This is a genomic window from Streptomyces sp. NPDC044002, assembly GCF_056434525.1.
The window spans coordinates 1-17202 of the sequence record NZ_JBWKEZ010000005.1; the positions used below are offsets into that span (position 1 = coordinate 1).

A 17202-nucleotide genomic window follows, 5' to 3' on the forward strand; every position below is an offset into this window, starting at 1 on the left:
GAGTACGTCCAGTACAAGGGCGCCCCGCCAACGCGCCGATGCACGGCACCGGACGACGCGGGCTTAACCGGCAAGATCCGAAAGAGACGGCCTAGGCGGCCGGCTGCTGCTGGGTGACGCAGTGGATGCCGCCGCCACCGGTGCCGAGGCGGTCGATGTTCAGCTGCTCGACGACGCGGCCCGGGAAGAGCCGGGCGAGCGTGGCCCTGGCGGCCGTGTCCGCGCGGGTGTCGCCGAACTGGCCGGAGATCACCGCGCCGTTGCAGACGTAGTAGTTGGCGTACGAGGCGAGGAAGTCCGGGTTGGTCGAGCGGATCTTGTAGTAGTCGGGGCCCTGGAGCTGGTCCACCGCCATGCGGGTGCCGTTCGCCGCGGTCGCGGCGGACAGGATCTGGTACTGCTGCCGGGCGTCCTTGGCGTAGACGTCGGTGTCCGTGGCGAGCGGCATCTGGACGAGGGCCCTGCCGGGGGCCAGGAAGCGGGAGGTCGCGTCGACGTGGTCGTCGGTGATGTCCTGGCCGCGGACGCCGTCGAACCAGATGACCTTGGAGGCGCCGTACGCGGTGCACAGCGCGGCCTCGATCTGCGCCTGCGACATCCCCGGGTTGCGGTTGCTGTTGACCAGGCTGCTGCGGGTGGCCATGAGGGTGCCCGCGCCGTCCTGCTCGACGGCGCCGCCCTCGCCGACCAGAGCCGCGGCGGTGAACGGGACGCCGGTGTGGGCGGCGACCCGTCCGGCGACCAGGGCGTCCTTGGCGTGGGTCTGGCGGTTGCCCCAGCCGTTGAAGTTCAGGCCGACCGCGTCCAGGCCGCCGGCCCCGTCGGTCCGGAAGACCGGACCGGAGTCGCGCATCCAGCAGTCGTCGACGGGGATGGAGGTGAGGACGGTGACGGTGGAGCCGCACAGGGAGCGGGCGCGGGCGGCGCTGCCGGAGTTGGCGCACAGGTAGACCGGCTCGTACCTGGCGATGGTGCGGGCGATCAGGGCGATGTCCGACTGGACGCCGGAGAGCTTGTTCCCCCAGATCGAGGTGCTGTCGGGCCAGGCCATCCAGGTGCGGGTGTGGCGTACGTCCTCGATCGGCACGCGGAAGGCGCCCGCGGCAGCCGGACGGGCGGCGGCCCGGGCGGCCGCCGGTACGGCCGCGGCGGTGACGGCGGCGCCGGCGGCGGCGAGGCCCGCCGCCGTGAGGAAGCGGCGCCGGTCCATGCCGGGCCGGGGCGGGCCGGCTGCGTGTTCGTCGTTCATGGGGGTCTCCTTCGGGTCTCCAACTCCCCGCGGCGGTAGCGGGGTTGGCCGGAAAACTAAAACTGGCCAAGCGCTCGGTCAAGAGTTCCGGCAAGGCCGTTCCGGAGGTTCCGGAAAAGCCGCAGGTCGCGCGGCGGAGGCTGACTAGAGTGACGCCATGGCTGCTTCCGCGAAGGACTCCCCGGACCTCTCCGCACCCCCCGCGCCGACGGGGGCGGGCGCGGGCCGCACCCGGGTCTCGGCCAAGGGCGAGCAGACCCGGGCACGGCTGATCGCCGCCGCGCGGACCCTCCTCGCGGGCGGCATGAGCGAGCGCTTCACCACCCGGAACGTGGCGGCGCTGAGCGGCGTGTCGCACGGGATGTGCCACTACCACTTCCAGGACCGGACCGACCTCGTCCTCGCGGTCGTCGCTGACATGCGCCCCGAGTGGATCCTGCCGCTGGAGGAGGCCGTCGCGGCGCCGGGGTCCTTCGCCGAGCGGGCCGGGCGGGTGGTCGAGCTGCTCTCCCGGCCCGAGGGCACGGAACTGTCCCACCTCCACTCGGCGCTGCACTGGCACGCCCTGAACGACTCCCGGGTCCGCGCGTCCCTGGAGGCGGAGTACCGCCGCTGGCGGGGCTGTTTCACCGCCCTGTTCGAGGTGCTCGCCGAGGAGCGGGGCGGTGGCGTCGACGCGCGCCTGCTGGGCGAGGCCGTGGCCGCCGCGGTGGACGGCCTCGCCGCCGTGGAGTCCCTGGGCGCCGAGGTCGACCCGGGCCCGGTGCTGCGCACGCTGCTCCGCACGCTCGCCGCCGGGACCTGAGCCGGCCGCGTCCTCCTAGAGGGCCCGCCGGGCCTCGGCGATCGCGTCGGGGTCCCAGCCCGGCCGGGGGACGGAGTCCAGCAGCAGCCGGGTGTACGGGTGCTGCGGCGCGGCGAGGACCTCCTGCGTCGGGCCGCTCTCGACCACGGCTCCGTGGCGCATCACCACGATCTCGTCGGTGACGGACCGGACCACGCCGAGGTCGTGGGTGATGAACAGGTAACCGATCCCGGTCTCCTCCCTGATGTCGGCGAGCAGGTTGAGGATCTGCGCCTGGACGGACACGTCGAGGGCGGCGACGGCCTCGTCCAGGACGAGTACGGCCGGCTCGACGGCCAGGGCGCGGGCGATGGCCACCCGCTGGCGCTGGCCGCCGGAGAGCTGCCGGGGCCGGGCCTCGGCGGCCCGGGCGCCCAGGCCCACCTGGTCGAGCAGTTCCCGTACCCGCGCGGTGTGGTCGCGGCCGGGGAAGTGCAGGGCGAGGGTTTCGCGCAGGGCGGCCTCGACGGGGGTCCGCGGGTCCAGCGAGAGGTACGGGTCCTGGAAGACCATCTGCACCTGCCGGGCCCGGGCCAGCCGGGCGGCCCTGCCGCGGGTGCGGCCGGGCCGGGGGAGGCCGCGTACGAGGACCTCGCCCGCGTCGGCCCGCTCCAGTCCGACGACGATGCGGGCGGTGGTGGTCTTGCCCGAGCCGGACTCGCCCACGACGCCCAGCGATCCGCCCTCGGGCAGGGTGAAGGACACGTCGTCCACGGCGCGGACGGCGCCGAAGGTACGGCGCAGGCCCCTGACTTCCAGCAGGGACGGGGTGCCGGTGGGGTCAGCGGACATCGGCGGTGCTCCCTTCGAGCCGGTCGCTGTGGTGGCAGGCGGCCCGGTGGTCCGGCCGGCCGGGAGCGGGTGCCGGGTGCGGTGCCCGCTGGTCGCAGATCTCCGTGGCGAGCGGGCAGCGGGCGGCGAAGGCGCAGCCGGGCAGCTCCTCGCGCAGGTCCGGCGGGCGGCCGTCGATGGCGGCGAGCCTGCCCCGGGGGCCGTCCATCCGCGGGGTGGAGGCGAGCAGGGCGGCGGTGTACGGGTGCCGCGGCCGGGCGAAGAGGGCCTTGGCGGGCCCGCTCTCGGCGATCCGCCCGGCGTACATGACGTAGACGCGGTCGCTGATGGCGGCGGCGAGGTCGAGGTCGTGGGTGACGAACAGCAGCCCGGTGCCGAAGCGTGCGCGCAGCCCGGCGAGCAGGGATATCACCTCGGCCTGGCTGGTGACGTCCAGGGCGGTGGTCGGTTCGTCGGCCAGCAGGAGGGCGGGGTCGCCCATGAGGGCGGCGGCGATCACGACGCGCTGCAGCATGCCGCCGGAGACCTGGCCGGGGTACTTGCGCAGGACGGCCTCGTCCAGGCCGACGGCCCGCAACAGTTCCACCGCGCGGGCGGTGGCGTCCGCGCGGTTCAGCGTGCCGTTGAGGAGGACGCTCTCGGTGAGGAAGTCGCCGATGCGGCGCAGGGGGTTGACGGCGGCGCGCGGGTCCTGGAAGACCATGGCGGCCGTGCCGGCCCGTACGGCGCCCAGCTCGGCCGGGGTCATGGCGAGCACGTCGCGCCCGCAGACCCGTACGGCGCCCTCGGCGCGGGCGCCGGGCGGCAGCAGCCCCAGGGCGCTGCGGGAGGTGATGCTCTTGCCGGAGCCGGACTCGCCGACGAGGGCGACGGTCTCGCCGCGGGCGACGGTGAGGTCGATCCCGTCGAGGACGGGCCGGGCGGTGCCGGGGAGGGTGACCCGCAGCCCGCTGACGTCGAGCGCGTGCGCGGGGGCGGTCGCGGGGGTGCTTGCGGGAGTGTTCATCGGTCTCTCCTGGCGACGCGGTCGGCCCAGCGTTCGCCCACCACGTTGAAGGCGACCACGGTCAGCACGATGAAGGCGCAGGGCAGGATCGCGGACAGCGGGTAGCCGTGCTGGATCGCGGTCTGCCCGTCGAAGACCATGCGGCCCCAGTCGGGGGTGAGCGCGGGGACGCCGAGGCCGAGGAAGGACAGCCCGGCGAGGTCCATCAGGGCGTAGCCGAAGTTGATGGTGGACTGGGCGAGGACGACGGGGGCGATGTTGGGCAGGACGTGGCGCAGGCAGATCTGGAGGGCGGAGTGGCCCTGGACCCGGTAGGCGCTCACGTAGGGGCGGGCCGCCTCGGCGAGGACGAGGGAGCGGGTGAGGCGGCTGACGTAGGGCAGGTAGGCGACGGCGAGGGCGATGACCGGGGCGAGCAGTCCTTCCCCGTACACGGAGATGATCAGGATGGCCAGGAGCATGCCGGGGAAGGCGAAGACCAGCTCGGTGCTGCGGGAGAGCACCGAGTCGAGCCAGCCGCCGCGCCAGGCGGCGGCGGTGCCGACGGCGACTCCGGCGAGGGTGGAGAAGACCACGACGCCGAGCGGGCCGAGCAGGGAGGTCCGCGCGCCGAGCAGCAGCCGGGAGAGGGTGTCGCGGCCGGCGGCGTCGACGCCGAGCGGGTGCTCCGCGTCGGGGCCGGCGAGGGCATTGCCCAGGTCGACGGCGTTGGGGTCGTGGGGTACCAGCCAGGGCGCGAGCAGCGCGGCGAGCACGACCAGGCCGACGAGGCCGAGGCACGCGAGGTGGAGCGGGGAGCCGGCGGCGCGGATCTTGGAGAGGCCGGGGCGGCGGGTCAGTACGGCGGTCATACGGCGGCCCCTCTGGTGCCGAGGGTGACCCGGGGGTCGACGAGCGGGAGCAGCAGGTCCACGACCAGGTTCACGGCCATGAAGAGGGCGACGACGATCAGCGAGATGGCCTGGACGGTCGGGAAGTCCTTGGTGCTGGTGGACAGTTCGAGGAGCTGGCCGATGCCGCCGACGCTGAAGGCGGTCTCCACCAGGACGGTGCAGACGAGGAGGGTGGAGACGATCAGGCCGCCGGTGGTCAGGACGGTGCCGAGGGAGTTGCGGAACACGTGCCGGCGGATGACCTGGCGTTCCGGTACGCCGCGGCTGCGGGCGACGGTGACGTGGTCGCTGTCGAGGGCTTCGGCCATCGCGGAGCGGGTGACGCGGGCGAGCATGCCGATGAGGTAGAGGGCGAGGGCGGTCGCGGGGAGGGCGAGGTGCCAGAGCTTGTCGGTGAAGCCCTCGCCGGCCCCGCTGGTGGGGAACCAGCCGAGCTTGACGGCGAACAGGCCCTGGAGCAGGACGGCCGCGACGAAGGACGGGGTGCCGACCGCGAAGGTGGTGGTGACGAGCACGGCGGTGTCGGTGGCGCCGCCGCGGACCGCGGCGAGGCGGCCGAGGAACAGTCCGACGGCCACCACCACGAGGAGGGCCATGGTGACGAGGAGCAGGGTGGTGGGCAGCCGGTCGGCCAGCAGGCGGGAGACGTCGGTGCGGTAGGTGATGGAGCGTCCGAAGTCGCCCTGGAGGACGTCGCCGAGCCAGCGGCCGTAGCGTACGAGGAAGGGCTCGTCCAGGTGGTACTGGGCCCTGACGGAGGCGAGCGCCTCCGGGGAGGCCGAGCGGCCGGCCAGCAGGAAGCTGGCCGGGTCGCCGGGGGCCAGGTACATGGCCCCGAACACCACGAACGAGGCGGCGAGCAGGGTGGCGGCCATCTCCCCCAGCCGGCGTGCCGCGAATCGGGCGAAGCTCACTGTGCGGCCCCCACGGCGGCGGCCCACGGGTGGTACATGTACGAGATGGTGGTCGGGGCGCCGGTGATCCGCTTGTTCAGGAACACGGCGGTGGGCCATTCGGCAACGGGGATCCACAGCAGCTGTTCGGCGGCCTGCCGCTGGAGCTTGGCGACGGTCTCCAGGCGCTTGGCCGGGTCGTAGGCGGCGGTGGCCTCGTCGACGAGCTTGTCGTACTCGGGGTCGCTGTGGCCGGCGAAGTTCATGTAGGCGCCGGTCTTGAAGTTCGTCAGCAGGTCGAGCGGGTCGGTGATCGAGTCGTAGTAGGTGAGCGGGAACATGTCGATGCCCTCGCGTGCCTGCGGGTCGGTGAAGAGCGCGGTGAAGGCGTTGGGGGCGATGGTCTTCAGCCGGATGTCGAGGCCGATGCTCGTGCCGGCGGCCTGTACGGCGGTGGCGAGGAGGGAGACGTCCTGGCCGATGGAGCTGGTGGCGACGGTCAGGGTCTTGCCGGTGGCGCCGGCCTCCTTGACGAGGGCCTTGGCCCGCTCGATGTCCTGTCCGGTGGGCGGCAGTCCGTCGAAGGCGGTCTTGAGGGTCTGCTCGGGGGCGGCGGCCCAGGCGGCGCGGGTGGTGAGGGAGCTGGTGACGGTGCCGGCGCCGCCGAGTCCGGCCTTGACGAAGCCGGTGCGGTCCAGGGCCAGGGACAGGGCGCGGCGGACGCGGACGTCGCCGAGGGGGCCCTGGGTGTTGGTGACGTTGACGTTGACGGTGCTCAGGCCCTCGCCGAAGTAGAGGGTGCCGACGCCGCTGCCGCGCAGCCGGCCGTAGCTCTCGGTGGGGATGAGGTAGCCGCCGTCGATCTCGCCGCTGAGCATGGCGTTGGTGCGGGCGGAGGGGTCGGTCAGGAAGCGGAAGACGGCCTTCTTGGACTTGGCCCTGGTGCCCCAGTAGCCGTCGAAGCGGTCGAGTTCGATGGACTGGCCCTTGCTCCAGGTGCCGAGCTTGAAGGGGCCGGTGCAGCCGAGGCTCCCGGTGGTGCCGTAGTCCTTGCCCGCGGCCTCGACGACGGCCTTGGAGGCGACGACCCCGGCGGCGGTGGCCATGTACTGGGGGAACTGGGAGTCGGGCTTCTTGAGCTTGACGGTGACCTGGAGCGGGCCGGTCTTGCTGACGGAGTCGACGTTCTGGAAGTTCTGGGCCCAGGCGGCGGCGTTCGCGGGGTCGGTCTGCCGGCCGAGGCTGAAGACCACGTCGTCGGCGGTCATCTCCCCGCCGTCGTGGAAGCGCACGCCGGGCCGCAGGTCGTACACCCAGGTGGTGGGGTCGGGGTTGGAGGCCTTGCGGGCGAGTCCGGGTTCGGTGGTGAGGTCCGGGTTCCAGCGCATGAGGCTCTCGCACACGTTGGACAGGACGGTGTTCTGCGGGTAGTCGAATGCCACCGTGTAGTCGAGGGTGGGCGGTTCGGCGTAGACGGCCCAGCTGAAGGAGTCGATCTCGCCCTTGGCCTCCGGGGTGGAGGCGGACAGCTTGACGTCGGTGACGCCGCCGGACTTGTCCTTCGGCGGGCCCGCACAGGCCGCGAGGAGGGCGAGGGAGGACAGGACCGCGGTGGCGGCGGCCGCGGTGCGGGGGCCCGCGGGCAGGCGGCGGGGGCGTCTGCCGGTGCGGGGTGGTGAGGTGGTCATCGTCGCGCTCTCTTTTCCGTGAGGGATGCGGGGAGGAGCGGGCGGACAGCGTGGGCGGTCCGCCGGGCCGGTCCGGGCCGGTTCAGCCGGTGGTGGTGCGGGCGGCCGGGACCTGCTGGGTGATGCAGTGGACGCCGCCGCCGCCGAAGGCGATGGCGAGCGCCCGGACGCCGACGACCTTGCGGCCGGGGTAGGCGGAGGCGATCACGGCCAGGGCCTCCTCGTCCTGGGGCAGACCGGCCACCGGAACGACGACGCCGCCGTTGGCGACGTAGTAGTTGAGGTACGACACCTCGATCTCGCCGCCGGCGAGGTCCGCGAAGGCCGTCTGCGGGACCTCCACGAGCTCCAGGCGGCGGCCCCGGGCGTCGGTGACGGCCTCCAGCACGGCGCGGTTGGCGCGCATCCGGGCGTAGTCGGGGTGGGCCGGGTCCTCAGGGAGGGAGATGACGACGGTGCCGGGCGCGGCGAAGGCGGCGACGCCGTCGACGTGGCCGTCGGTCTCGGTGTCGAGCAGACCGCCGTACGGCAGCCAGATGACCTTCGTGACCCCGAGCCGGGCCTTCAGCTCGGCCTCGATCTCCTCGCGGCTCATGCCGGGGTTGCGGTTGGGGTGCAGCAGGCACTGCTCGGTGGTGATGAGCGTGCCCTCGCCGTCGACGGTGATCGCGCCGCCTTCGAGGATCATGCCGGAGGGGATGCGCGGGGTGCCCACGTGCTCCAGCAGCAGGGCGCTGACGCGGTCGTCGGAGTCCCACGGGTGGTGCTTGCCGCCCCAGGCGTTGAAGCGGAAGTCGACGCCGGCCCGGTTGCCCTCGGCGTCGAGGACGAACAGCGGGGCGGAGTCGCGGAACCAGGAGTCGTCGAGCGGCAGCTCGATGACGGTCACCGTGTTCCCGCAGTGGGCCCGGGCGTCCTCGGCGTGGCCGGGAGGGGCGACCATCGTGACGGGCTCGAAGGCGGAGATGGCGCGGGCCACGTCGGCGTACTCCTCCTTCACGGCGGGGAGGACGCTGCCCCACAGGTCCGGGCGGGTGGGCCAGGCCATCAGACAGCCCTCGTGCGCGGACCACTCGGCGGGCATACGGTATTCAGCCATCAGGCGTCTCATTTCTTGCGTTGGCGGAGTCTGTCACCCAACTGAAATTTCAGTCAAGGGAGAAGGCGGAGGCACAGGCCAGGGGGCAGGTCAGAGGAAGAGGTCACGCAGGGGGGGCGAGGGACGGCACGGGGCGCGGGGCACAGGGCGCCTCGTGGGCGCGGCGCGGGAAGAACCGCGGGGTGCCGGTCGGCCCGGACAGGGCTTCACTCTGGCACTGACTGAAAATTCAGTCAATAGATACGAGGTGGAAAGGTCCTCGCCCCGTCGGGGCGGGGAAGGCTTGCGACGGCCCCCGGCGGGGCCTCAGCGGCCTCGGGGGCCTCAGCCCCGCTTGAGCCCGGCCAGCTCGGCGTCGATGGCGCCGAGCATCAGCTCGCGCGCGTGGCCGATCCTGATGCCGCCGCTGAGCCAGCGCATGCTGAGCCCTTCCAGCAGGGCGGTGAGCCGCTCGGCCGCCGCGGCGAGCGCCGAGGCCGGGACCATCGGCTGGACCTGGCCCAGCAGCGCGGCGACCTCCTGGACCCACACCAGGGTGGCGCGGGCGAGGTCCTCGCGGAGCACCTCGTCGAAGACGGCGCTGGCCCGCAGCTCGCCCCAGGCCGCGCTGTTCTCCCGCACCTCGACGGTGTCCTGGAGCTCCAGCAGGAGGGTCTCCTCCAGTTCCTGGCGCGGCGAGAGCGGCGGCTCGGAGGGGTCGCGGTCGGTGGTGTACCGCTCGGCGCGGTCGTTGATGAACTCCAGGGTCTGGCGCAGGACCCCGGTGCGGTCCTTGAAGTGGTAGTAGATCAGGGCGGTGGACACCCCGGCCTCGGCCGCGAGTTCTTCCACGCGCAGCCCGCGGACGCCGCGCCGGGCGATCACCCGGGCCGCCGCTTCGAGGATCTGAGTGCTGCGAGACGCCATGTCCCGCACCTTACCGGGGTGCTCCCGGCCGGAGGTAAGCGGCCCGTCACCGGGCGTTCGGGCCGCGGCGGGCGCGGCCCGCCCCCCGACCGGTGCGGCGCCCGCCCGCCGGGGCACCCCGGCGGCCATCAGAGGGCCGGCGGGACGGGGTGGGACTGCGTGGCGCAGTGGATGCCGCCGCCCCCGCTCGCTATGCCGTCGATGTCGACCTGGACCACCTGGCGGGCCGGGTACGCGGCCTGGAGGATCGCGTACGCCACGCCGTCGGCGTACGGGTCGCCGAACTGCGGGAGGATCACCGCGCCGTTGGGGGTGTAGTAGTTGGTGTAGCTCGACAGGAACTCCTCCCCCTTGCCCCTGATCCTGCTCCGGTCGGGGCCGGGCAGTTCGGTGACGGCCAGGCGCCGGCCGCGGGCGTCCGTCGCGCTCTCCAGCACGCGCTTGGTCTCCTCGTACACGGCGACCCACTTGGGGTCGGTGCCGGGGGCGGGCCGGTCCAGGATGACCTTGCCGGGGGCCGTGAAGCGGGCCAGGCAGTCGATGTGGCAGTCGGTGATGTCCTGGCCGGCCAGGCCCGGCACCCAGATCACCTTGTCCATGCCGAGGGAGGCGCGCAGCTCGCCCTCCACCTGCGCCTGGCTCATACCGGGATTCCGGTTGGGGTTGACGAGGGAGCTGACGGTGGCGAGCAGGGTGCCCTCGCCGTCGGTCTCCAGCGAGCCTCCCTCGCCGGTGAACCCGGCCGGGATCCGGCGCACCTGGTACTCGTTGAGGAGGATGCCGGCCGCCGCGGCGTCGTTGGAGAAGGGCTGGGCGTACTTCGTGCCCGTCTTGCCCCAGCCGTTGAAGTTGGTGTCCACGCCCGCGACGGCGCCCGGGCCCACCACGAAGGTGGGGCCGAAGTCCCGGATCCACAGGTCGTCGACCGGGATCTCGATCACGTCGATGGCGTACCGGGCACCCCGGCCGCACAGGTAGCGGGCGTCGGCGGCCTGGCTCGGGCGGGCCAGGACGACCACCGGCTCGAACCGCGATATCGCGTGGGCGACCTCGGCGATGTCGGTTCGGACCCGCTCCAGCGGGCGGCCCCAGACCGAGGAGAGCGCGGGCCAGGCCATGTACGTGCGGACGTGCGGGTCGGTCTCGGCGGGCATGGTCAGCGCGGCGGTCCCGGCGTAGGCCGCGGTCGCCGCCCGGGCGGCGGTGGCGGGGAGGGCCGACGCCAGGACCGTCAGCGGTACGGCGGCCGCGCCGTACCGGAGGAGGTTGCGGCGGGTGGTGCGGGGCGTGTCCATGGTGCTCCCTGATGAGGAAGGGGCGGGGATGACGGGCATCCTTGCGCTAACTGAAAATTCAGTCAAGCAGTGGGGCGGGGATGTTCCGCTTGGCGCGGGCCGGGCGCTCACTCACGGTGGTACTGGTCCACGAGGACCGTGACGGAGCCGTCCGCGGCCGCCTCCACCAGCCGGACGACGGCGATGCGGTTGTGGTCGGGGCTGCGCACGCAGAACGGGCGCCGCTCCCCCAGGGCGCTGAAGGGCAGTGCGGTCACCGGCTTCGTCCCGATGCCCTTCTCGCAGTCGGCGGGCGTGGGCGCGGCGCCCTCGGCCAGGTGCACGTCCGAGGACTCCGAGGGGACGAAGGACCGGCCCTCCGGCGCCAGGTACCAGGCGGCCGTGTCGGCCGGCACCACCTTCCCGGCCTCCAGGTCGAACTCGTAGCCCGCGTCGGGGGCGGTCAGCCTGGCCCCCGCGTAGCCGGGCACGTAGCCGTCGGCCCCGCCGCCCTCCTGCTCCGGGACGTCGAACCAGTACAGGGCCGCACCGCAGGCCGCGAGGGTCACGGCGACCGCCGCGGCCACCGCCGGCAGGCGCCCGCGGCCGCGCCGCCGCGCCCGCCGGCCGCCGGCCGCCTCCGGTACGGGGGCCATCACCGGTACGGGGGTGGGTGCGGGCACCGGTACGGGGGCCGGCGCCACGGGGGCGGGGGCGGCCGGGGCCGTCGGCGCGTGCGGGGCGGGCGGCGCCGGCCGTCCGGCGTCCCGCCCCGCGCCGACCTCCTCCCGGACCGGCCGCGGCAGCCAGCCCTCGGTGAACTCCGGCCGCGGCCCGACGCCGGGGTGGGCGTGGACGTACCCGATCAGCTCGGCGGTCGTGGGCCGGTCCGCCGGCTCCTTGGCCAGGCACCAGCGGACCAGCTGCTCCAGCTCGGCGGGGACCCGGGAGAGGTCGGGGTGCTCGTGGACCACCCGGTAGAGGGCGGTCGACTCCGGCCCGCCGCCGAAGGGCGGCTGCCCGCCCGCGACGTAGGCGGTCAGCGCACCGAGGGCGAAGACGTCGGTGGCGGAGGTCACCGGCCGGCCGAGCGCCTGCTCGGGCGCCATGAAGGCGGCGGTCCCGATCCGCAGCCCGGTGCCGGTCAGGGCGGCCGAGCCGGCCGCGTGCGCGATGCCGAAGTCGATGACCCGCGGGCCGTCGCCGGCGAGCAGCACGTTGGCCGGCTTGAGGTCCCGGTGGACCACGCCCGCGCCGTGGATGGCCTGGAGCGCCTCGGCGATGCCCGCGACGAGCAGCAGCACCGTGCGGACCGGCAGCGGGCCGTGCCGGCGCACCACCTCGTCCAGCGAGGGACCCGGCACGTAGGCGGTGGCCAGCCAGGGGGTGCGCTCGTCGACCCCGAAGTCGACCACCTGCGCCGTGAAGAGGCCGTGGATCCGGCGGGCGCTGGCCACCTCGCGGGCGAACCGCTCCCGGAAGGCCGGGTCCGCGGCGAACTCCCTGCGGACGGCCTTCAGCGCGATCGGGCGGCCACCGGGGGTGTGCGCCAGGTATACCTCGCCCATGCCGCCGGAGCCGAGCCGGGCGTGGAGGCGGTAGCCGCCGATCTCTCGGGGGTCGTCTGCGGACAGGGCCGCGTGGGCCGGCTGTGTGCCGGAAGGCTGAACGGACATGCGGTGGCTCTTTCGGATATGCGGAAGTGACCGGATCGCATCGTCGCCCTAACTGGATTTTCAGTCAACGTGTGACAATGCGAGGCGCGACATCGCCAGGAAGGATCACACCGTGACGGACCGCAGACGCGTCATCCTCGAAAGCGCCGCCCGGGTCATCGCACGCAGGGGCGTCCGCGGGCTGCGGGTGACGGAGCTGGCGGCGGAGGCAGGGGTCTCCACCGCCCTGGTCTACTACCACTTCCGGGACCGGCCCGGCATCCTGCGGCACGCCCTCGCCTTCATCGGGGACCGGGCCGACCGGTACACGGAGACCGGACGGGACGGCCTCCCGCCGGGCCCGGCCGGCGACCCCCGGGAGCGGCTGGAGCGGCTGGAGCGGATGCTGCTGCTGGAGATCCAGGACCTGCCCGAGGTGCGCGAGAACAGCGCCGCCTGGGGGGAGCTGCGGGCCCACGCGGTCTTCGACCCGGAGCTGCGGGACGAGCTCGCCGCGGCCGGCGCCGCCTGGACCGCCGAGCTCGCCGAGCTGCTCGGCGACGTGCACCCGACGGCCGCCGCCGGTGCGGTCACGGCCGCCGCCGAGCGGCTGACCGCCCTGCTGGAGGGGCTCAGCGTCCGCTGGCTGAGCGGGCTGACGCCGCCGGCCCACGCCCGTGAACTGCTGCGGGCGGCGGTCCGGGTGGAGGCCGGCCGGCTGGCGCCGGAGGCCGTGTCGCGGTTTGACTGAAAATCCAGTCAGTGCCAGAGTGGCGGCAACGGGTCGTTCCGCTTTCCTGCCGAACGGCCGACCGCGGGGTTGACGCGCACCCTTGTCGTAGGAGCCCGGGGCCACGAGTCCCTGGTCGCGCGCCCGCGCCCGTCCCGGTGGGAGGAACCTGTCCCGCCGGTAAACGATCGGAGTCTCCCGTGACGAACCCGCCCCCCACTCGCCGGACCGTCCTGCGCACCCTCTCCGGGCTCGGTGCCCTCGTCTTCGGCGCCGCCGCCTGCGGACCGGCCGAGACCGCCCTGCGGTCCGGCGAACCCGCCGGCTCGGCCCAGTCCGCCTCCGGTGCCGGCAAGCGCCGGCTCGGCGCCGAGTGGGAGAGCCACACCCGCACCTTCATGTCCTGGCCGGCCCTGGCCGCCGGGGTGTGGGAGGAGGACCTGCGCTACGTCCGCGAGGACATCGCCCGCATCGCCCGCGCGATCGGCGAGTACGAGGCCGTGGTCATGATGGCCCGCCCGGAGCAGGTGTCGGCCGCGCAGAAGGCCGTCGGCTCCCAGGTCGAGGTCATCCCGCTGGCCGTCGACGACCTCTGGGCCCGGGACACGGTCCCCGTCTTCGTCGAGGAGGGCGGCAAGGTCGTCGGTGTCGACTTCAACTTCAACGGCTGGGGGAACAAGCAGAAGCACCCCAACGACGCCCAGGTGGGGCGGGCGCTGCTGCAGAAGTACAAGATCCCGCGGGTGCAGGCACCGCTGGTCGCCGAGGGCGGCTCCTTCGAGCCCGACGGCGAGGGCACGCTGCTGATCACCGAGAGCTCGATCGTCAACGACAACCGCAACCGGGGCAAGTCGCGCGACACCATCGAGGCCGAGCTGAAGCAGACCCTCGGCGTGGAGAAGGTCATCTGGCTGGCCGGCGTGCGCGGCGAGGACATCACCGACGCCCACGTCGACAGCCTCGTACGGTTCACCGAGCCCGGTGTCGTCCTGCTGGACCGCGCGCACCCCGGCACCCCGCCGGACTCCTGGTCCCGCTCGGCGGACCAGGCGAAGTCCGTCCTGTCGAGGGCCACGGACGCCCGGGGCCGGCGCTTCGAGATCATCGACCTCCCGCAGCCCGACCTGAACCGGATCACGGGACACGGCGACGACTTCGTCTCCACCTACGCCAACTTCTACATCGCCAACGACGCGGTGTTCATGCCCAAGTTCGGCGACCGTGCGGCGGACGACCGCGCCCGCGGCATCCTCCAGGAGCACTTCCCCAAGCGGGACGTCGTCCCGGTCTCCATCGACACGATCGCCTCGGGCGGCGGCGGCATCCACTGCTCGACCCACGACCAGCCGGGCAAGCCCGCCGCCTGACGCTCCCCCTCCGGCGGGTCTCCCCCGGGGTCCCGGGTCAGAGCATCACGTGCTTGACCCGGGTGTAGTCCAGGAGGCCCGCCATCGAGAGGTCGCTGCCGTAGCCCGACTGGCCGGTGCCTCCGTGCGGCATCTCGGAGACCGTGGTGCCGTGGGTGTTCACCCAGACGATGCCGGTGCGCAGGGAGCGGGTCGCGCGCATGGCCCGGTCGTGGGCGGCCGTCCACACGCTCGCGGCGAGGCCGTGGCGGACGCCGTCGGCCAGGCGCAGCGCCTCCTCCTCGTCCGTGAAGGACTGCACGGTCACGACGGGGCCGAAGACCTCCTCCTGGACGATCTCGTCGTCCTGCCGGACGTTCGCGACGACGGTGGGCTCGTGGAAGAAGCCCGGGCCGGGAAGGCGGGCGCCGCCGGTCACGATCGCGGCGTGCTCCGGCAGCCGCTCCAGGAAGCCCCGGACCGCGGCCAGCTGGGCGGGGTTGTTGAGGGGGCCGTAGTCGGTGCCGGGCCGCAGCTTCGCCGCGTGTGCCGCGAGGGCCGCCAGGAAGGCGTCGTGGACGCGGCGGTGGACGAGGAAGCGGGTGGGCGCGGTGCAGTCCTGGCCGGCGTTGTACCAGGCGACGGGGGCGAGGGCCGCGGCGGTCGCCTCCGGGTCGGCGTCCTCGTGGACGATGACCGGGGCGTTGCCGCCGAGTTCCAGGTGGACGCGTTTGAGCCCGGCGGCCGCCGCGGCGGCGACCTGGCGGCCCGCCCGGACGCTCCCGGTGACCGCGACGAGGGCGACGTCGGGGTGGGCGGTGAGCGAGCGGCCGGTGTCGCGGTCGCCGCAGACCACGTTGAGGACGCCCGGGGGCAGGTGTCCGGCCGCGACGCGGGCGAGCAGGGCGGTCGAGGAGGGGGTGGTGTCGGCGGGCTTCAGGACGGTGGTGTTGCCCGCGGCGATGGCCGGGGCGAGCTTCCACACCGCCATCATCAGGGGGTAGTTCCACGGGGTGATCTGGGCGCACACCCCGACGGGTTCGCGGCGCAGCAGTGAGGTGCGGCCCTCGGTGTACTCGGCGGCGGCAGGTCCCGGGAGGTTGCGCGCGGCTCCGGCGAAGAAGCGCAGGGTGTCGGTGATCGCGGGCAGTTCCCCGGTCCTGAACTGGTGGCGGGGTTTGCCGGTGTCGCCGGTCTCGGCGGCGGTGAAGGCCTCGGCGTGCTCCTCGATGGCGCCGGCGATGCCCAGCAGGGCCCGCTGGCGTACGGCGGGGGTGGTCGTGGACCAGTGGGCGTACGCCGCCGCGGCCGCCGCGCAGGCGGCGTCGACGTCGGCCGGGCCGGAGCGGGGGGCGCGGCCGTGGACGCGGCCGGTGGCGGGGTCGGTCAGTTCCGTGGTCGCGCCGGAAGCGGCGGGCCGGTCGGTGCCGGCGATGTGGTTGTGGACGGGGGTGTCAGCCACGTGGACGGGGGTGTCAGCCACGGCGCAGGGCCTCCTCGGCGGCGGCGCGTCCGGTGCGTACGGCGCCCTCCATGTAGCCGGCCGCCCACTGGTCGGATCCGCAGACGTAGAAGGGCGGTTCGTGGGTGCCGTGGCGGGGGCCGACGGCGGTGACGTCGCCGGGCGTCCACTGGGTGACGTAGCCCTGGGTCCAGGGGTCGGTGCCCCAGAGGCGGAGGTGGGTGGCGAGGGGGTGGTGGGCGGGGTCGCCGTAGAGGCGGGCGATCTCGGTGAGGAGTTCGGGGGCGCGCAGCGGGGCGGGGATGCCGAGGAGTACGCCGAGCCGCTCGGGCGGGACGAGGGCGGAGAGGATGCCTTCGCCCTGCGGCCAGGTGCTGCCGAGGACCCCTTCGCATTCGGAGAGCCCGCTGCGGCCGCGGCCGCGCCAGAACGGCCGCTCGTAGGCTGCGGTGAACTTCGCGGCGAGCGCCTGGCGTTGGCGGTGCAGGGAGGCGAGCCGCTCGTCGCGGACCCCGGTGATGTCCACGTCGCGGAGCGGGCCGACGGGCAGGGCGCTGACGACTGCTCCGGCGGTGAGGGTCTCGCCGCCGGCCAGCCGTACGGTGCTGCGGCCGGGGCGGCGTACGGTGACGGCCGTGACGGGTGAGCCGGTGCGGACGCATCCGCCGAGGTCGGCGGCCATGCGCAGGGCGACGGTGGCGGAGCCCTCGGCGACCTTCAGTCCCTCCCAGGCCTCGTAGTCGTAGGCGTCGGGGCCGGCCCCGTCGGGTACCGGTACGGCGGCGTGCTTGCGCAGGGCGGCGAGGAGCGAGGTGCGTTCGCAGGAGCCGTCGGCGAGGGCGAGCTGTCCGATCTCCCAGAGCCGGACGACGGCCGGGCCGGCTCCCTGGGCGCGCAGCCAGTCGCCGACGGACAGCCTGTCGAGGGCGGTGGCGTCGGGGTGGGCCCAGGGGTCGTCGGGGTCGACGGTGGCGGCGAGGGCGCGGAAGGCGGCGGTGGTCTTGTGGTGGCGGGCGTCGTCGCCGGGGCCGAACCAGTGGGGCGGTCCGCCCGCCGAGACCCCTTCGGGGGTGGCGCGGGTGAGGGCTCCGGGTTCGGCGACGTAGCTGGGGGTGAGGGTGAGGCCGAGTTCCGCGACGAGGGCGGTGTACGCGGTGTGGGCGCGGCCGACGACCTCTCCGCCGAGCTGGACGAGGCGGCCGTCGGGGAGCGTGGTCTGTTCGACGCGTCCGCCGACCCGGTCGCGGGCCTCGACGACGAGGACGTCGGCTCCGCCGGCGGCGAGGTCGCGTGCGGCGGCGAGGCCGGCGAGGCCTGCGCCGAGCACGATGACGTCGTGGTTCATGGGGTGGTCCTCCGGTCGGG

15 protein-coding genes are annotated in these 17202 nt (G+C 74.1%); 3 read left to right on the top strand and 12 right to left on the bottom strand.

Features of this window, described 5'->3' with window-relative positions; genetic code table 11:
- Nucleotides 1–91: 91 nt before the first annotated feature.
- Nucleotides 92–1249 carry an agmatine deiminase family protein gene (locus AC07A6_RS05020; protein WP_478776118.1) on the bottom strand — a complete coding sequence of 386 codons (1158 nt, stop codon included), beginning with the start codon at nt 1247–1249 and terminating at the stop codon, nt 92–94.
- 157 nt (nt 1250–1406) lie between these two features.
- Between AC07A6_RS05020 and AC07A6_RS05025 the strand changes: the two genes are divergently transcribed.
- Nucleotides 1407–2054 (top strand): TetR/AcrR family transcriptional regulator, encoded by a 648-nt coding sequence (locus tag AC07A6_RS05025; protein ID WP_478776119.1) that lies wholly within the window; start codon nt 1407–1409, stop codon nt 2052–2054.
- 15 nt (nt 2055–2069) lie between these two features.
- On the opposite strand, the gene AC07A6_RS05030 is transcribed toward AC07A6_RS05025, so the two are convergent.
- The 9 genes from AC07A6_RS05030 to AC07A6_RS05070 all read right to left on the bottom strand — a co-directional run bounded on the left by AC07A6_RS05030 (nt 2070) and on the right by AC07A6_RS05070 (nt 12320).
- Entirely contained in the window at nt 2070–2885 is an 816-nt protein-coding gene (locus AC07A6_RS05030; RefSeq protein ID WP_478776120.1) for an ABC transporter ATP-binding protein, read from the bottom strand.
- The gene (locus tag AC07A6_RS05035) at nt 2875–3891 is read right to left on the bottom strand and encodes an ABC transporter ATP-binding protein (protein ID WP_478776121.1); all 1017 of its coding nucleotides are present in this window, start codon (nt 3889–3891) and stop codon (nt 2875–2877) included. Before AC07A6_RS05035 ends, AC07A6_RS05030 begins: the two co-directional genes overlap by 11 nt.
- Nucleotides 3888–4742, bottom strand: a complete 855-nt coding sequence (locus AC07A6_RS05040; protein WP_362458343.1) for an ABC transporter permease — start codon at nt 4740–4742, stop codon at nt 3888–3890. Before AC07A6_RS05040 ends, AC07A6_RS05035 begins: the two co-directional genes overlap by 4 nt.
- Complete coding sequence (locus AC07A6_RS05045; protein WP_386272665.1) at nt 4739–5698, bottom strand: ABC transporter permease; 960 nt, start codon at nt 5696–5698, stop codon at nt 4739–4741. Before AC07A6_RS05045 ends, AC07A6_RS05040 begins: the two co-directional genes overlap by 4 nt.
- A complete protein-coding gene (locus AC07A6_RS05050) occupies nt 5695–7365 on the bottom strand; it encodes an ABC transporter substrate-binding protein (protein WP_478776122.1) in 1671 nt (556 codons plus the stop codon). The genes AC07A6_RS05045 and AC07A6_RS05050 overlap by 4 nt, the downstream gene beginning before the upstream one ends.
- 82 nt (nt 7366–7447) lie before the next feature.
- Nucleotides 7448–8464, bottom strand: a complete 1017-nt coding sequence (locus AC07A6_RS05055) for an agmatine deiminase family protein (RefSeq protein WP_386272669.1) — start codon at nt 8462–8464, stop codon at nt 7448–7450.
- A gap of 324 nt (nt 8465–8788) precedes the next feature.
- A complete protein-coding gene (locus AC07A6_RS05060; RefSeq protein ID WP_362472464.1) occupies nt 8789–9370 on the bottom strand; it encodes a TetR/AcrR family transcriptional regulator in 582 nt (193 codons plus the stop codon).
- Between the two features lie 128 nt (nt 9371–9498).
- Nucleotides 9499–10665 (bottom strand): agmatine deiminase family protein, encoded by a 1167-nt coding sequence (locus AC07A6_RS05065; RefSeq protein ID WP_478776123.1) that lies wholly within the window; start codon nt 10663–10665, stop codon nt 9499–9501.
- Nucleotides 10666–10772: 107 nt separating this feature from the next.
- Entirely contained in the window at nt 10773–12320 is a 1548-nt protein-coding gene (locus AC07A6_RS05070) for a serine/threonine-protein kinase (RefSeq protein WP_478776124.1), read from the bottom strand.
- A gap of 112 nt (nt 12321–12432) precedes the next feature.
- On the opposite strand from AC07A6_RS05070, the gene AC07A6_RS05075 reads away from it, so the two are divergent.
- Both AC07A6_RS05075 and AC07A6_RS05080 read left to right on the top strand, forming a co-directional pair.
- Nucleotides 12433–13050 (top strand): TetR/AcrR family transcriptional regulator, encoded by a 618-nt coding sequence (locus AC07A6_RS05075; protein ID WP_362472455.1) that lies wholly within the window; start codon nt 12433–12435, stop codon nt 13048–13050.
- 179 nt (nt 13051–13229) lie between these two features.
- Nucleotides 13230–14396 carry an agmatine deiminase family protein gene (locus AC07A6_RS05080; protein WP_478776125.1) on the top strand — a complete coding sequence of 389 codons (1167 nt, stop codon included), beginning with the start codon at nt 13230–13232 and terminating at the stop codon, nt 14394–14396.
- Nucleotides 14397–14433: 37 nt separating this feature from the next.
- On the opposite strand, the gene AC07A6_RS05085 is transcribed toward AC07A6_RS05080, so the two are convergent.
- Together AC07A6_RS05085 and AC07A6_RS05090 are read right to left on the bottom strand one after the other, a co-directional pair.
- Complete coding sequence (locus AC07A6_RS05085; protein ID WP_478776126.1) at nt 14434–15858, bottom strand: aldehyde dehydrogenase family protein; 1425 nt, start codon at nt 15856–15858, stop codon at nt 14434–14436.
- Nucleotides 15851–17182 carry a flavin monoamine oxidase family protein gene (locus tag AC07A6_RS05090; protein ID WP_478776127.1) on the bottom strand — a complete coding sequence of 444 codons (1332 nt, stop codon included), beginning with the start codon at nt 17180–17182 and terminating at the stop codon, nt 15851–15853. Before AC07A6_RS05090 ends, AC07A6_RS05085 begins: the two co-directional genes overlap by 8 nt.
- Nucleotides 17183–17202: the final 20 nt, after the last annotated feature.

What these genes read in the sequence shown, in the direction of transcription:
- AC07A6_RS05090 (WP_478776127.1), bottom strand. Translation starts at nt 17,182, where the DNA reads ATGAACCACGACGTCATCGTGCTCGGCGCAGGCCTCGCCGGCCTCGCC.
- AC07A6_RS05065 (WP_478776123.1), bottom strand. Translation starts at nt 10,665, where the DNA reads ATGGACACGCCCCGCACCACCCGCCGCAACCTCCTCCGGTACGGCGCG.
- AC07A6_RS05030 (WP_478776120.1), bottom strand. Translation starts at nt 2,885, where the DNA reads ATGTCCGCTGACCCCACCGGCACCCCGTCCCTGCTGGAAGTCAGGGGC.
- AC07A6_RS05055 (WP_386272669.1), bottom strand. Translation starts at nt 8,464, where the DNA reads ATGGCTGAATACCGTATGCCCGCCGAGTGGTCCGCGCACGAGGGCTGT.
- AC07A6_RS05020 (WP_478776118.1), bottom strand. Translation starts at nt 1,249, where the DNA reads ATGAACGACGAACACGCAGCCGGCCCGCCCCGGCCCGGCATGGACCGG.
- AC07A6_RS05040 (WP_362458343.1), bottom strand. Translation starts at nt 4,742, where the DNA reads ATGACCGCCGTACTGACCCGCCGCCCCGGCCTCTCCAAGATCCGCGCC.
- AC07A6_RS05050 (WP_478776122.1), bottom strand. Translation starts at nt 7,365, where the DNA reads ATGACCACCTCACCACCCCGCACCGGCAGACGCCCCCGCCGCCTGCCC.
- AC07A6_RS05035 (WP_478776121.1), bottom strand. Translation starts at nt 3,891, where the DNA reads ATGAACACTCCCGCAAGCACCCCCGCGACCGCCCCCGCGCACGCGCTC.
- AC07A6_RS05060 (WP_362472464.1), bottom strand. Translation starts at nt 9,370, where the DNA reads ATGGCGTCTCGCAGCACTCAGATCCTCGAAGCGGCGGCCCGGGTGATC.
- AC07A6_RS05070 (WP_478776124.1), bottom strand. Translation starts at nt 12,320, where the DNA reads ATGTCCGTTCAGCCTTCCGGCACACAGCCGGCCCACGCGGCCCTGTCC.
- AC07A6_RS05025 (WP_478776119.1), top strand. Translation starts at nt 1,407, where the DNA reads ATGGCTGCTTCCGCGAAGGACTCCCCGGACCTCTCCGCACCCCCCGCG.